Here is a 13822-nt window from a genome sequence, read left to right as displayed (position 1 = left end):
TTGCTCTGCCGGCATACACCGGCAAGGGAAGCAGGAGAGTTCTCAGATGTACGACGCAACCGAAGCAACGATCACGCCGAAAAGTGACGAAGAGCTCAAGGAGCTGGTATCGCTCGCCAGGCTCGTTGCCTATGCCCGAGAGAACGCCAAAGACCTGAACGCCGAATTCTCCGCCTATTGCCTGGACCTTGCGCTCGGCGCCCTGCTGCAGGACCTCGACAGAAGCGGCGTATCCCTTTCTCCCGAAGGCGGCCAGGACAGTAGTCTGCTCGGCACGCGGCACTGAAGCTCGGCGCGCTACGCGCATCGATATTTGGATTCCTGCTTATTGCGATCGGCTATGATGCCGACGCGATTTTCGTTGCGGCGATTCGGTCCGTCAAGACGCGATTGCCGGGTGGACCCCGCCATAGGGCGGGCATGTCCAAGCCTTTGAAAAAGATTGGACAACCCAGCGGTAGGGTGTTGTTAACCCTATTTGCCTTGCCACCCCTCCAGAATCGGCGCTAAATGCGGTTTCAAAGCTTGCAGGGCTTTTAAATCGCATTTTCGAGATTTCCATGAATATGGCACCGCAGATAGAAAAAGCAATTTCCGATGTCGACCAACTGATTATTGGTCAGGCGCAGGAGCTATCCGACAAGCTGAAGCAGCATCGGCTCGAAATGTTTCCGCCGCGCGCGCTGAAGGGTTTGAGGGAATTTCAGCTGGCCGAGGTGGCGCGTTTTCTCGGCGTGACCAGTGGTTATCTTCGCAATCTGTCGCTGGAAGGCAAGGGCGCCCTTCCCCAGGTCACGCCGTCGGGCCGCCGGTCCTATACGGCCGAGCAGATGGAAGAGATGCGCACCTTCCTGGAGCACAATGCCCGGGCCGGAACGCATTATATGCGTCACCGCCAAGGCAGCGAACATCTCCAGGTCGTTGCCGTCGTCAATTTCAAGGGCGGCAGCGGCAAGACCACGAGTGCCGCGCATCTTGCCCAGCACCTTGCGCTGACCGGCCACCGTGTGCTCGCCGTCGACCTCGACCCGCAGGCCTCTCTCTCCGCCATCCACGGCTTTCAGCCTGAATTCGACGTCAACGAGAATGAGACGCTCTACGCCGCCATTCGCTACGACGATCAGCGGCGACCGCTCCGGGAGATCATCCGGCCGACGAATTTCCCGAACCTGCATCTGGTGCCGGGCAATCTCGAGCTGATGGAATTCGAGCATGATACGCCGCGCGTGCTTGCTCAGGGCAAGGCGGGCGACTATGGGCGCGTCTTTTTCGCGCGGCTTGACGAGGCGCTGTCCTCGGTCGCCGACGATTACGATGTCGTCATCATCGACTGCCCTCCCCAGCTCGGCTTTTTGACCATGAGCGCCATTTGCGGCGCAACGGCGGTTCTGATCACCGTCCATCCTCAGATGCTCGATGTTATGTCGATGTGCCAGTTCCTGCAGATGCTCGGCGAAGTGCTGAATACGCTGAAGGGTGCCGGCGGCGACATGAACCTCGACTGGCTGCGTTATCTCGTCACCCGCTACGACCCGCAGGACGGGCCGCAGACGCAGATGGTCGCTTTCATGCGTTCGATGTTCAAGAACCATGTGCTGACCAATCCGATGTTGCGCAGCGTTGCGATCTCGGATGCGGCGATGACCAACCAGACGCTTTATGAGGTCGAGCGGAGCCAGTTTACCCGCGCGACCTATGACCGCGCCATGGAGGCGATGGATGCCGTCAACAATGAGATCGGGGATCTCATTCATAAGGCCTGGGGGCGGAAATGACCGAGAAGTTTACTGCGGTAAACCGCGGCGAGGAGCTAGCTGATGGCGCGTAAGAATCTCCTCTCGGGCCTGATGGACGATTCCAAGAAGTTTACTGCGGTAAACAATGAGGATGAGCCGCTCCAGAGGGACGAGAAACAGCAGATCACCTATAAAGGGATCGGCGCTCTCGGAGCGGTCACCCGCAGTATCGATGCGCTGGCCGCCAAGGCGGATGCGGCCAAAGCGATCGAAGAGAAGCTGGCGACCGGCGAGACGGTGATTGATCTCGATCCTGCGCTGATCGAAGATTCGTTCGTCACGGACCGGCTGGCGCATGCCGACGAACAGTTTCGCGAGTTGGTCGAGGCGATCCGTCTGCGTGGTCAGGATTCTCCGATCCTCGTCCGCCCGCATCCGGAGAAGGATGGCCGCTATCAGATCGCTTTCGGCCATCGTCGTGCCCGGGCTGCCAAAGAACTCGGCCGGCCTGTCCGCGCCGTGGTCAAGAAACTTGACGATCGCGACCATGTCATCGCGCAGGGTCAGGAGAATTCGGCGCGCGCCGATCTCTCTTTCATCGAGCGGACGATGTTCGCCGACAAGCTCGACACGCTGGGTTTCGATAGGGAAACGATCATGTCGGCGCTCAGCGCCGACAAGACGACGGTTTCCAAGATGCTGTCCGTCACCAAGCGAATCCCAGCCGAAGTCCTGGCCGCAATCGGTGCGGCAAAGACCACCGGCCGTGACCGCTGGCACGACCTATCGGTAAAATTCGAGACCGAAAACATATCTGCCCGGGCGATCGAGTTCAGCAGGTCGGCGGAATTCGAGACGGCGGAACCGGATGCCCGCTTCGATATGCTGGTTGCCTTCGTCAGCAGGCGGCAGCAATCGACGTCATCGATCGCGGCGCCTCAGCCCGCGGCTCACGCATGGCAGCGCAAGGACGGCGCGGTCAAGGCGAAGTTCAAGGATGACGGGAAACAGTTCACCATCGCGCTGAAGGCGGAGAAGGCGTCTGCCTTTGGGGCCTATATCGCCAGCAATCTGGATCGTCTCTACGAGGCGTTCGAGAAGACACAGGATTTGACGAAGAACGGAGATCAATAAGCAAAAGAAAAGGCCCCCGAACGTTGCCGTCGCGGAAGCCCTCTCTGATCTAGACACCCAGAGAATCACATTTCCGCGAATCATAGTCAAGAGTCTTTGGCACCGAATTTGGTGAGCTGCGATCTTTTGCCTTGAAGAAGGCGAAGACAATGGAAAGCGGAAGTGTGACGACGCCCTTCGGGCGGCGGCCGATGACGTTTGGCATGCTGGCAAGCCAGGCGACTGCTCGAAAGATCGAGCCCGGCCAATCAATTGATAAGTGGAAACTCTATCGTGCGCTGTGCGAGGCCAGGCCGCTGCTCGGCGTCACCGACCGGGCGCTCGCTATTCTGAACGCCTTGCTGAGCTTTTATCCGAAAGGAGAGATCTCTGAAGACAACGGGCTTGTCGTGTTTCCTTCCAATGCACAGCTTTCTCTGCGTGCGCATGGAATGGCGGAGCAGACCATCCGCCGGCACCTGGCGAGCTTGATCGAGGCCGGGCTGCTGATCCGCAAGGATAGCCCGAACGGCAAGCGCTACGCCCGCAAGGAGCAGGGTGGAGGGCTGCGCGAGGCATTCGGTTTCTCGCTGGCGCCGCTGCTCGCGCGCGCCGAGGAGATCGAGCGGCTGGCGGCGGAGGTGGTTGCGGAACGACTGCACCTGCAGCGGCTCAGAGAGCGGCTGACGCTTTGCCGGCGCGACGTCGCCAAGCTTATCGAGATGGCGTTGGAGGAGGGGGCTGCCGGCGATTGGGATGCGATCCATCTGCACTTTCGCCATGTCGTCGAACGGTTGCCGCGGTCGCCATCCGCCGCGCAGGTCGCATCCGCAGTCGACGAGTTGGAACTGCTGCGCGAGGAAATCACCAATCAGTTGGAAATGCAGATTAAAACCCACAATCAAAGCGGCAATGCCCAACATTCTGAGCGGCACATACAGAATTCAAACCCACATTTCACTTCTGAATCTGAACCAGGCTTCGAACCGAAGCAGGGCGCGACGGCAGAGGATCGATCTGCAGGTCGGGCCGAACCGATAGCCCAGATACAGAAAGACGGAGGGAGGAACGAGTATGTCTCCGGGACACGGGCTTCCTCCGTCGCCAACGGGGGGCTCAAATCCTTCCCGCTGGGGCTGGTGCTGCAGGCCTGCCCTGAGATTGCAGCCTATGGGCCCCAGGGCTCGGTCGGCACATGGCGCGATCTGATGGCCGCGGCTGTCGCGGTACGTTCGATGCTCGGCGTCAGCCCGTCGGCCTATGAAGAGGCTTGCGAGATCATGGGCAGCGAAAACGCTGCCACCGTCATGGCCTGCGTCCTGGAAAGGGCAGGGCATATCAATTCCGCCGGCGGTTATCTGCGCGATCTGACACGCCGCGCCGAGAAAGGTGAATTCGCCATCGGTCCAATGTTGATGGCCCTCGCCCGCACCAATTCGCCGGTGAGAGGGAAGACAGGATGAAGCTTCACTTCGCGGCCTATCCGGCGCAACTTTTATGGTTAACGAAATGTGACGGAAATGAAGATGGAGATAACTTCTGATTGGGAGCTTCTCGGCTTGAGATCAATGAGTTAGAGGCTGCTCGGCTTCGCGAAGCCAGGGGGAGGGACAAGTGGTGATTGACCAAGCCCGTCCATCGCGGAACACGATGGACTGCAGTTGACTGGAGATGCTTTTTTGACGATACGGCAAGGCGATGGCGCAAAGGCAGAAACCGCCGGTAAGCATGGAAGAGCTGTGGAGCATGGGTTTGAAACGGGCGGTGGATTTTTTCCTGGCTTTGATAGCGTCTGCGATCCTGCTCGTCCCAATTCTCGTCGTCGCTCTTTGTGTTCGCCTTACCTCGCCGGGACCAATCCTCTATTGGTCAAAACGTGTCGGTCGCCTCAACCAGATCTTCCTGATGCCGAAATTCCGCAGCATGCGCGTCGATACGCCAACCGTCGCCACGCATCTGCTCGTGAACCCGGATCGGTTTTTGACACCTATCGGATCGTTTCTGCGCAAATCGAGCCTCGACGAACTGCCGCAACTCTGGTGCATTCTGGGGGGCAAGATGAGTTTCGTCGGCCCACGGCCGGCGCTCTACAATCAGGATGATCTGATCGAGTTGCGGACGGTGCATGGGGTCGACAAGCTTCTGCCCGGATTGACCGGGTGGGCGCAGATCAACGGCCGCGACGAGTTGCCTGTTCCGGAGAAGGTGAAATTCGACGTCGAATATCTTAAGCGGCGTTCATTCGGCTTCGACATGCGCATCCTGTTTCTGACCGCAGGCAAGGTCATCCGGCGCAAGGGAATACGGCATTAGGCTACCTACTTCTGATAGATAAGCGGTGCGGAAGACCTTGGTTTCCGATTATTTCAGTTGCGCTCGTTGCAGAAAGCGACAAGAAGGTGGTTGTCTGTAGATCTGCGAGACGCTGGTAAGCGATGCCCGAAAATTCTCCCTCTGAGACATCGCGCTCACGATGGTTGTTGGTGCCGATGCAAGCGCTCGTCGCCCCTTTGCTGGCGATGCCGCGGGTTGCCAAACGCGCTCTGGCTTTGCTGGTGGATTCCAGCTTTTGTGTTCTGACGATCTGGCTGGCCTATTGCTTCCGGCTGAACGAATGGACGGTGCTGACCGGCGTGCAGTGGCTGCCGGTTTTCGTTTCGCTATGCATGGCCCTTCCCATCTTCATCGTCATGGGCATGTATCGGGCGATCTTCCGTTATGCCAATCTGGCTGCGTTCATTACTGTTTTAAAGGCGATTGCGATCTACGGCTTCGCCTTCATGACGATATTTACGGCTCTCAGCGTGCCGGGTGTTCCGAGAACCGTCGGCATTCTCCAGCCTTTCCTGCTGCTGATCGGGATCGGGCTGTCGCGATTGGGTATCCGCTATTGGCTCGGGGATGCCTACCAGCGTATCCTTCACCAGAATATGCTCGCGAAGGTGCTGATCTATGGGGCCGGGAAGGCCGGGCGGCAACTGGCGGCTGCCCTGACGAACAGCGCCGAACTCAAAGTCGTCGGCTATCTGGATGATGATCCGCGCCTCAAGGGCGGCGTCATGGGTGGCTTGCCGATCTATGACCCCTCGGATCTTCCGGTGCTTGCCGAAGCCCTTGGCGTGCACAATGTGCTTCTTGCGCTGCCATCGGCCTCCCGGCAGCGGCGCAACGAAATCCTGGAGCATATCCGCAAGGCCAGGGTGAATGTTCGCACATTGCCGGATCTCACGGCGCTTGCTCAGGGACGGGTCGCCGTCTCCGACATTCGTGAGCTGGAGATCGAAGATCTGCTGGGCAGAGAAGCGGTGGCGCCGCGCCAGGAGCTGCTCGACAAGGCGATGCGCAACAAGGTGGTGATGGTCACCGGCGCCGGCGGCTCGATCGGTGGCGAGTTATGCCGCCAGATTCTGCGCAACGCGCCTTCCAGCCTGATCCTCATCGATCAGAACGAGTTTGCGCTTTATAATATCGATGCCGAATTGCGGAAGCTGGCCGAACTCTACGAGCATGAAAATCTGCAGATCGTTCCGATCCTCTGTTCCGTCCGCGATCAGGATCGCATGGAGCACATCATCCAGAGCTGGCGCCCGCAGACGCTTTATCATGCCGCCGCTTACAAGCATGTGCCGCTTGTCGAACACAATGCCGTCGAAGGCATCAAGAACAACGTCATGGGGACGCTTGTTGCGGCACGCGCGGCGCATAAATACGGCGTCTCGAATTTCGTGCTGATCAGTACGGATAAGGCCGTGCGTCCGACAAATGTAATGGGTGCCAGCAAGAGGCTGGCGGAGATGGTTCTGCAGGCGCTCGCGGCAGAATCGGCGACCGACAGACTGCGAACGAATTTTTCCATGGTCCGCTTCGGAAACGTCCTCGGCTCCTCCGGATCCGTCGTGCCGCTGTTCCGGCAGCAGATCAAGGAAGGCGGCCCCGTTACCCTGACACATCGCGAGATAACCCGCTATTTCATGACCATTTCGGAAGCCTCGCAGCTGGTCATCCAGGCCGGCGCGATGGGCGAGGGCGGCGATGTTTTCCTGCTCGATATGGGAGAACCGGTTCGCATTGCCGATCTCGCCCGCAAGATGGTGGAGCTTTCCGGATTGACCGTCCGCGACGAGAACAGTCCCGAAGGGGATATCGAGCTTTCCGTGACCGGTCTCAGACCCGGCGAGAAGCTCTATGAAGAGCTGCTGATCGGCGATAATCCTGAGACAACCGAACATCCCCGGATCATGAAGGCGCGTGAGGATTTCCTGTTCTGGCCGGAGCTTTTGAAAAAGCTCAACGCGCTCAATGCGGCATTGGATCGCAACGATATGATCGCTGCACGTGCAACATTGGCTGAGCTTGTTTCCGGCTATTCTTCGACAGGTGAGGTCTCGGATTTTGCTTTGGTCGGCGTAGAAACCAATACGGCGGCGTGAACGTGGCTGCGGAGTCCGTAAAATCACCGCGACGAGGCCGGCGAAGATCTGCATAGCCGTGCGGTTAACGGGATCCCATCAGGCATCGTGATAAGCCCAGGTTGCAGTCTTTTGACGATTGACATTGGAGGTCCGATAGGATTGAAGCGTCATTAGGCTCCCAGCTGCTATGAAATTCTTTGCTAAATTGGAGCCTATGGCGGATTCTGAAAGCTGCGATCATGGAAAAAAGATTATTTGACGAGGAAATTAATCTATTCTCTGTTGTTTCCTTTCTAAGACGTGGCATGGCCATCATTATTGTGTGCTGCTCCATTGGAGTTGCACTGGCAGGCGTGTTCCTCTGGCGTAGCCAACCTTACTATCAAGCCTCAGCGCAACTAGTGCTCGCAACCACGTCGGCTCCGACACAGCTCGATCCTGATGCCGTCGCTCTTGTGGAGCCTCGTGAGCATGTTACTTTTCGTCTGCGATCTCCATCAGCTTTCGATCAGCAGATCGTCTCCGCGTGCTCCGACGGCGGCCCGGTAACCGCCGAACAGATTTCGCAAAATGTGAGGGTGACGGCACCATCAGTTCCCAATGACATCATCGCAATTTCCTTTACTGCCCCAACCGCTGAATTGGCGCGGCAGTGCGTCGCCGCGATCGTGCGGGGGGTTCAAGAACAGCAGACGTTGGTTGCCTCCACCAGCTCGGAACATCTGAAATCCCAAATCAAGTCACTGCAGGATCAACTCGTGGAAAATTCGAAGCTCCTGAAGGAGGCGCAGGATTCCGGATGGCAGCAGGCAATATATCTCGCGACACGCGACGATGCGATCGCATTGCGTAAGGACATTGCCGACTTGACGGGTAAACTAGAATTAAGCAAGTCTGCAACTCTGCTTACCCCAATTTACGCTCCATCAAATGCCGTCTCCCCGACCAAGATAACTATTCTGACTGCAGGTCTCTTTGTCGGGTTCGTTATCGGCGTTCTGGTCAACATCCTTAAAAGCGCATACCTCATGCAGCGAAATCGCCGTAGCCGGTCGAACGGCTAATGCGTTAGCGCACCCTGAGCAAGGCCGCACGAAGTACCTGCATGCCCCGCGATACAAGCTTCTTAGAGAAGAAATGTACTGGGCTGGCTCTCAACCCGTGAGTTTCAAGCGCAAGTAGAATTTCTTTGTTTTGCTGCAGGATATTCTTCCAGCTGCGATTTGTCGTGCCGCCCATTCGCATCTTCACCATAATGCCGGGCAGGTATTTCGACTTGATACGGTGGCGTTCCAGAAAGCGCATCATTAATTCTACATCAGCAGCAATCCCATAACGGAGGTCAAATGACCCAAGGCGCTTGTAGACCTCGCGCCGAACAAAGAAGGTCGGATGAGGCGGGCACCAGCCTTCTTCGAAAGCCCGAGGTACAAAAGGCGAAGAGCGCCAGTCGCGCACGATCTTTGAGGTATCGTCTTGCCGAACATAGCAGAGATCCCCGTAACATGCGTCCAAGGCCGGATCCCGGAACGCCTCCGCGACCTTTGCCACAGCGCCCGGCATGTAGAAGTCGTCTCCATTGATGAAGCCGATAACATCGCCGGTCGCAAGACTTATTCCTTTATTCATAGCATCATAGATGCCGAAGTCCTCTTCGGAAACCAGGCGCGTGATAACATCGCGGCGTTCGTTGATCCGATCAAGCGTGCGGTCCTTTGAGAGTCCGTCGACGACGATATACTCCATATTCGGATAGTTTTGAGCGCGAACGGATTCGATCGTATCAGCAATCGTGGCTTCGTTATTGAAGACAACGGTGATGATTGAAATTTTCGGTTCGCGCATTCACACTTACTTTCATAGCTGGTGGGTAGAGGCGAGGTCCCCCGGCCTTCTACTGTGGTTTGCTACCGGCGTTCGGTGGCAGCCCGTTGAACAAGCGCATGGAAATCAGTGATGAAGCGGTCGACGCGTTCATTCGCGATGGCCTGTGCCTTCGCCGCCCGTTCGAACAGAATATCCGGCGAAGACAGATTTGCCGAAGCAAGTGCGTCTGCAAGCGCCTGTGCGTCATGGCGGTCGAAAAATACGGCCACTTCGCCCGCCTGTTCCCTGTTGACGTCCAAATCCGACAAAATCAACGGCACGCCCCACGACAGGGCCTCTTCGACCGTCGTGCTCCATCCTTCGAAGAGAGATGGATTCAGCAAGGCCATACTAGCGGTTGCGAGTGGAGCAAGATCGCCATATGGGATAAGACCGAGAAGAATGAAGTTTGAGGAGAGACCGGAACCGTCGATAGCAGCCTTCACACGCGGAAAATAAGAGGGATCGCGCGGATCAGACTGGCTGCCACATGCTACGACAGTAACGTCTTGACCGCGGCGGCGGAGGATCGTCAATGCCTCCACGACAAGAAGATGGTTCTTGTGCTGCCAGAACTGGTTGGGAAGGAAGATATATCGCTCAGGCAGTCCATATTTGTCGGCAAGAGCACGAGCAGCCGCAGGAACAATCACTACCTTGGGCGGCACCGCAAACCTGACGACGTGTGTGCGCCCCCGGGAGGACGGATAGAAAACTTCGCACGAGACGCGCGAGTCTTCACTGCTCAACATGATCTCGCGTTTTCCCAGGACCTGAATTCTAAACCCTATATCGCGTTTCCAGTAGCCAAGCTTACTGAAGAGATGGGGGAGGAAGCGGTGCTGGAAATCTGGGATCCAGGCAATAGCGGGGATGCCGAGATTGAAACCAAAAAATTGTGCCACCTCAAACACGACATCTATCCGGTGAGTTCTAAACAGCTTACGCACACGCCAGTCGGCGCCGGTGACGAGACCGGTGAGCAGAGATCTAAAGCTCCTGGATCTGTTAAAGAGCGGGCTACGGACCACCTCAACGCAATTGAGAGCCGCAAATGGAGTTATATCTTCTTCATCGACGTCGGTTCCAAAGAACATAACCGGCGTAAGAGCTCTGCTCTGATCAGCGGACAGCAGCCTGGCGAGATTTATCAGATAGTTATAACCGCCGGTCCAGTTTTTCCCGCCGATCATCGTAAAGGCAATACGGGTCATGATCTCACACCGGATTCCGATCGAAACCACCTGACATAGCCTGAGAGGCCTTCCATCAAATCCTTTTGCCACTCGAACCCGAGGGCTGCGAGCTGCTCGGACTGGGCTATCAGGCTTTGAGGGTCGCCAGCTCTTGCTTTACCCGAAAATTCAATCCTGGCTTCCAAATTGGTATCGACCGCCCATGCTTGGGCAATACCTTCAACGATCGCACGAACATTGGTGCCGCGGCCGGTGCCGATATTGATAACTTTTGGCGAGGGGCTCGCCTCGGTGTGGATAAGCGACAGCGCGCGCGCGACGTCGGTCACCGCCGTCCAGTCTCTAAGCTCGTTGCCACTGCCACCGAGAAGGAGTCGCTCAGGATGAACCTCGAGCTGGGAGCAAACGTCCCAGAGCAATTGCTTGCGTAATCCCTCCCCATAAACTGAAAACAGACGACCGATCACGACCTTTAACTCGTAACTCTCGCAATAGGAGATGCAGAGAGATTCCATTATATGCTTGTGATGACCGTAGGGAGAGAAGGGGTTGGGTTTCGCCGTTTCAGCTATCTGACCTGTGTGCCCTGCCCCGTAAACAGCAGCACTAGAAACCGCCACTAAGCTGCTTTTAGGGGCCTCCAGTCTCATCCATTCAAGCAGTTCAATGCTCGAGCTGACCGTGCGGTGGAAATCTTCGCGAGGATTTGCGATTGCTGCTCCGACCGACGAGCCCCCCGCAAGATGGTACACAATGTCCACCGTCCCAAACTGCTGTTGAATCAACCGGAGATTGGGGATATCGACCTCGCCGTTATGCCAAGAGACTAGCCCCCAGCGCTGGGCGTGAAGTGGTGACCAGGTGCCGTGCCCAAGGCCGAAAACGGAGTTCCCGGCAAGTGCAAGCGACTTTGCCAGATATCTTCCGATAAATCCGTGAGCACCTGTGATGAGTATACGAGCCATTCTTTTACTTTATTGGGGTCGCGTGGCGACGAACGAATATAGCCGGCCCGGCCGCCGATCGAACTTTGCTGCGATATGCGAGAAGATCGTCCAGACCGACCGAGAATTCAAAAGCGCTGGAACGGCTCTTGCGAAGAGCGGCAATCGCTTGGCAATCTGCGCCTTCAACTCCGCCCGAGTGTAGGGGGCGAAGTTGATCTCGCTCTCCAGCGGCATAAGGAGCTTGTCCATCTTGAAACCGGCCGAAACAATAGAGTTCTGATACTCCTTCAGAAGAAAGGCGTTTTCCCCTCCATAGAGTTTGTGCAGGGGATGGCGATCCAGAAAGATCGGCAAATCGCGTTCGCTCGATATCACATGTTCGCGAACTGCGATGAAGCGCCCGCCGGGCTTGAGCACTCGAAAGAATTCGCGGCACGCGGCCGACAGATCGGAGGTGTGATGCAGAACGGCTCTGGCAAAGACCACATCGAAGGCATTGTCGGAGAATGGGAGCTTTTCGGAAAACTCCTCGGCGATCGAAATGGGAAGATGAACTTCATTGAAAAGGGCACGAATTGCACCAGCACCCACGAGGTCGCTCGCGTCGGGCTCCAGTGCCGTTACTTCAAAACCTTCCTTTGCCAGAGCATAGCTGGCAATACCACGACCGGCGCCGATATCGACTGCAGTTCCTGGCGCCTGCGGGAGAAATTCGCGAATGGCACCCCACTCGCCGCTCCGCCAATACCGCTCGGCCGCCTGCAGAATCGGATCGTCGTAGTAGGCATCGAGCACCAGCTTTTGCTGGTCAGGCTGTTGCCGAAGCCACTGGACGGCTGCTTCCCACGTGTCCAACTTTGTTGCCGTCATGGTTGACCTTCTGTCTCTTTTTGCGTCCGCTTGAGATTCCGAATTATGCGAGCGGGGTTACCGGCGACGACGGTGTAAGGGGGGACATCGCGCGTGACAACAGCATGGGCTCCAATAACTGCCCCTTCGCCGACTGTCACCCCCTTCAGGACACTCACGCCAAAACCAATCCACACCTTCTCCTGAATAAACACCGGCTTGATGGAAACCCCCGTCCAATCCTTCCTTCCCAAGCCCCAATCGGTCACATCGCTCTTGCGCAATTCCCAGTCGAGAGAATGAGAATCATGATCGACGATTGTCACTCCCCATGAGATGATGACATCGTTTCCAATCGTAATTCCGGAATGGCATACCAGGTGACTGGCACCAATATAGCAGCGATCACCAATGCTGATGCGGCCGCGGGGATCATCGAAGCTGATATTGCAATTGATGATGCAGTTCTCGCCGACCTTCACATTGCCTCCGCGAATGGATCGCAACGCCAGCCAACGGACATTGCTACCACTCCCGACGAGAAATTTGCTCCGCTTGCGGGCCAACCATCCCGCCGCCATGTTTGCGATCGTGGTCAGGCTAAGCTTCATGCGCTTGCAGCCAGCCGTTGGAAGTTGAGCCATTGGGCACGCTTGTTGTACACGGTTCGCACAGTACGGGTTCCCTCGTTGGCTAACGCCTGGAGGCGCCCCGGTTCCCGAAGCAGATTTACAATTGTCCGCGCCGCGGATTCCGCATCTTCATATGTTACCATGCTGATATTATTGACCATCCCCTCGGGATAAACACCGGAGTCCGAGACCATTAGCGCACCGCATCCTAGCGCCTCCCAGCATCGCATATTTCCCCTGTCCGTTCCCGCCATATCCACGGCGCCGTTTAGAACAATTTTCGCCTGCGAAATCGCTTCATAAAGCTCGCGTCCGAAAAGAGGGGTACGGGACACTGCGCGAATATTCTTCGGACGTCTGTGCTTCCCAAGCGGCAGAAGCCAGCCAATCGGGCTCTCAGCAAGCCTAGTCAATCGCGACCGATCAAGATGGTAACGAACTTTAAAATCCCTTCGAATAGCCGACACGGCTTGCAGTATCTCTGCACGCCGACGATGGTGACGGCTATAGCCTCCGACAAAAAGCACATCGATTGGCCGGTCTCGATTTTCGGCATAGCTATCCATTGCCGGATCATGGGCTGGTGCAAAATATTCCGCGCGCCAGCCAAGCTTCCGATAACCTTCCAATATGGTAGGAAAGTTGCAGACGATCAAATCGTAGGCGCCGAAGTCGGTATTGCCGGAAGGCGCCGCTCGCCACATGATTGACTTCCGCACGCAGCCAGGAAGTTTGCGGACGAAATCGTTCCCGTATCGCATCGGATCCGAATTATAAAATATCTCGGTGCGGTGATGTTCGATCTGGCTCAGCAAGATCTGCTCCATGTCGGAGGTGGCGGGCAAACCGTTTTCTACCGCCCAGTATCGTTGAAGTATCTCGTCATCGCCGTTCGTAAAGAAGGTATCTGGAGAGGCCTCCATCACCGGGTTCAGTATGTGGCAAGCGCCATAGCGATCATCCAGAAAATGAGACAATCTGTCTGAAAAACTTCTCGCATCAACTGCGAGTATATCAAGCCGCCGCATATAAGCAGCATATACCCCGGAATTTTGAAAAACGCGCATATTG

13 protein-coding genes are annotated in these 13822 nt (G+C 56.6%); 7 read left to right on the top strand and 6 right to left on the bottom strand.

Features of this window, described 5'->3' with window-relative positions:
- Window positions 1-46 precede the first annotated feature (46 nt).
- The 7 genes from BBJ66_RS04585 to BBJ66_RS04555 all read left to right on the top strand — a co-directional run bounded on the left by BBJ66_RS04585 (window position 47) and on the right by BBJ66_RS04555 (window position 8325).
- A complete protein-coding gene (locus BBJ66_RS04585) occupies window positions 47-286 on the top strand; it encodes a hypothetical protein (RefSeq protein ID WP_071085280.1) in 240 nt (79 codons plus the stop codon).
- A gap of 274 nt (window positions 287-560) precedes the next feature.
- Window positions 561-1775, top strand: a complete 1215-nt coding sequence (gene repA / locus BBJ66_RS04580; RefSeq protein ID WP_049732636.1) for a plasmid partitioning protein RepA — start codon at window positions 561-563, stop codon at window positions 1773-1775.
- A 42-nt stretch (window positions 1776-1817) separates the two neighbouring features.
- Complete coding sequence (gene repB, locus BBJ66_RS04575; protein WP_049732637.1) at window positions 1818-2870, top strand: plasmid partitioning protein RepB; 1053 nt, start codon at window positions 1818-1820, stop codon at window positions 2868-2870.
- Between the two features lie 149 nt (window positions 2871-3019).
- Window positions 3020-4312, top strand: coding sequence for a plasmid replication protein RepC (gene repC, locus BBJ66_RS04570; RefSeq protein WP_071085278.1), 1293 nt, complete (start codon window positions 3020-3022; stop codon window positions 4310-4312).
- 283 nt (window positions 4313-4595) lie between these two features.
- A complete protein-coding gene (locus tag BBJ66_RS04565; RefSeq protein ID WP_071085276.1) occupies window positions 4596-5162 on the top strand; it encodes a sugar transferase in 567 nt (188 codons plus the stop codon).
- Window positions 5163-5284: 122 nt separating this feature from the next.
- A complete protein-coding gene (locus tag BBJ66_RS04560; protein WP_071085274.1) occupies window positions 5285-7279 on the top strand; it encodes a polysaccharide biosynthesis protein in 1995 nt (664 codons plus the stop codon).
- A 221-nt stretch (window positions 7280-7500) separates the two neighbouring features.
- The gene (locus tag BBJ66_RS04555; protein ID WP_210293539.1) at window positions 7501-8325 is read left to right on the top strand and encodes a Wzz/FepE/Etk N-terminal domain-containing protein; all 825 of its coding nucleotides are present in this window, start codon (window positions 7501-7503) and stop codon (window positions 8323-8325) included.
- 4 nt (window positions 8326-8329) lie between these two features.
- Here BBJ66_RS04555 and BBJ66_RS04550 read toward each other — a convergent pair whose 3' ends face one another.
- The 6 genes from BBJ66_RS04550 to BBJ66_RS04525 all read right to left on the bottom strand — a co-directional run bounded on the left by BBJ66_RS04550 (window position 8330) and on the right by BBJ66_RS04525 (window position 13818).
- On the bottom strand, window positions 8330-9106 hold the full coding sequence (locus BBJ66_RS04550) for a glycosyltransferase family 2 protein (protein WP_049735887.1): 777 nt from the start codon (window positions 9104-9106) through the stop codon (window positions 8330-8332).
- A 62-nt stretch (window positions 9107-9168) separates the two neighbouring features.
- Complete coding sequence (locus tag BBJ66_RS04545; protein WP_071085272.1) at window positions 9169-10341, bottom strand: glycosyltransferase; 1173 nt, start codon at window positions 10339-10341, stop codon at window positions 9169-9171.
- The gene (locus BBJ66_RS04540; RefSeq protein ID WP_049735885.1) at window positions 10338-11288 is read right to left on the bottom strand and encodes an NAD-dependent epimerase/dehydratase family protein; all 951 of its coding nucleotides are present in this window, start codon (window positions 11286-11288) and stop codon (window positions 10338-10340) included. The genes BBJ66_RS04545 and BBJ66_RS04540 overlap by 4 nt, the downstream gene beginning before the upstream one ends.
- A 9-nt stretch (window positions 11289-11297) precedes the next feature.
- Window positions 11298-12140: a class I SAM-dependent methyltransferase gene (locus BBJ66_RS04535; protein ID WP_071085270.1), complete on the bottom strand. Its 843-nt coding sequence runs from the start codon at window positions 12138-12140 to the stop codon at window positions 11298-11300.
- Window positions 12137-12730, bottom strand: coding sequence for an acyltransferase (locus tag BBJ66_RS04530; protein WP_049735883.1), 594 nt, complete (start codon window positions 12728-12730; stop codon window positions 12137-12139). The genes BBJ66_RS04535 and BBJ66_RS04530 overlap by 4 nt, the downstream gene beginning before the upstream one ends.
- A complete protein-coding gene (locus tag BBJ66_RS04525; protein ID WP_049735882.1) occupies window positions 12727-13818 on the bottom strand; it encodes a glycosyltransferase family protein in 1092 nt (363 codons plus the stop codon). The genes BBJ66_RS04530 and BBJ66_RS04525 overlap by 4 nt, the downstream gene beginning before the upstream one ends.
- Window positions 13819-13822 lie beyond the last annotated feature (4 nt).

The sequence above is a fragment of the Rhizobium sp. RSm-3 genome (assembly GCF_001854685.1).
GTDB classification, from domain to species: domain Bacteria; phylum Pseudomonadota; class Alphaproteobacteria; order Rhizobiales; family Rhizobiaceae; genus Rhizobium; species Rhizobium ecuadorense.
Note: the sequence above shows the minus strand (reverse complement) of the source record. Positions and strands in the feature narration are given on the sequence as shown.

What these genes read in the sequence shown, in the direction of transcription:
- BBJ66_RS04585 (WP_071085280.1), top strand. Translation starts at nt 47, where the DNA reads ATGTACGACGCAACCGAAGCAACGATCACGCCGAAAAGTGACGAAGAG.
- repA (WP_049732636.1), top strand. Translation starts at nt 561, where the DNA reads ATGAATATGGCACCGCAGATAGAAAAAGCAATTTCCGATGTCGACCAA.
- repB (WP_049732637.1), top strand. Translation starts at nt 1,818, where the DNA reads ATGGCGCGTAAGAATCTCCTCTCGGGCCTGATGGACGATTCCAAGAAG.
- repC (WP_071085278.1), top strand. Translation starts at nt 3,020, where the DNA reads ATGGAAAGCGGAAGTGTGACGACGCCCTTCGGGCGGCGGCCGATGACG.
- BBJ66_RS04565 (WP_071085276.1), top strand. Translation starts at nt 4,596, where the DNA reads ATGGGTTTGAAACGGGCGGTGGATTTTTTCCTGGCTTTGATAGCGTCT.
- BBJ66_RS04560 (WP_071085274.1), top strand. Translation starts at nt 5,285, where the DNA reads ATGCCCGAAAATTCTCCCTCTGAGACATCGCGCTCACGATGGTTGTTG.
- BBJ66_RS04555 (WP_210293539.1), top strand. Translation starts at nt 7,501, where the DNA reads ATGGAAAAAAGATTATTTGACGAGGAAATTAATCTATTCTCTGTTGTT.
- BBJ66_RS04550 (WP_049735887.1), bottom strand. Translation starts at nt 9,106, where the DNA reads ATGCGCGAACCGAAAATTTCAATCATCACCGTTGTCTTCAATAACGAA.
- BBJ66_RS04545 (WP_071085272.1), bottom strand. Translation starts at nt 10,341, where the DNA reads ATGACCCGTATTGCCTTTACGATGATCGGCGGGAAAAACTGGACCGGC.
- BBJ66_RS04540 (WP_049735885.1), bottom strand. Translation starts at nt 11,288, where the DNA reads ATGGCTCGTATACTCATCACAGGTGCTCACGGATTTATCGGAAGATAT.
- BBJ66_RS04535 (WP_071085270.1), bottom strand. Translation starts at nt 12,140, where the DNA reads ATGACGGCAACAAAGTTGGACACGTGGGAAGCAGCCGTCCAGTGGCTT.
- BBJ66_RS04530 (WP_049735883.1), bottom strand. Translation starts at nt 12,730, where the DNA reads ATGAAGCTTAGCCTGACCACGATCGCAAACATGGCGGCGGGATGGTTG.
- BBJ66_RS04525 (WP_049735882.1), bottom strand. Translation starts at nt 13,818, where the DNA reads ATGCGCGTTTTTCAAAATTCCGGGGTATATGCTGCTTATATGCGGCGG.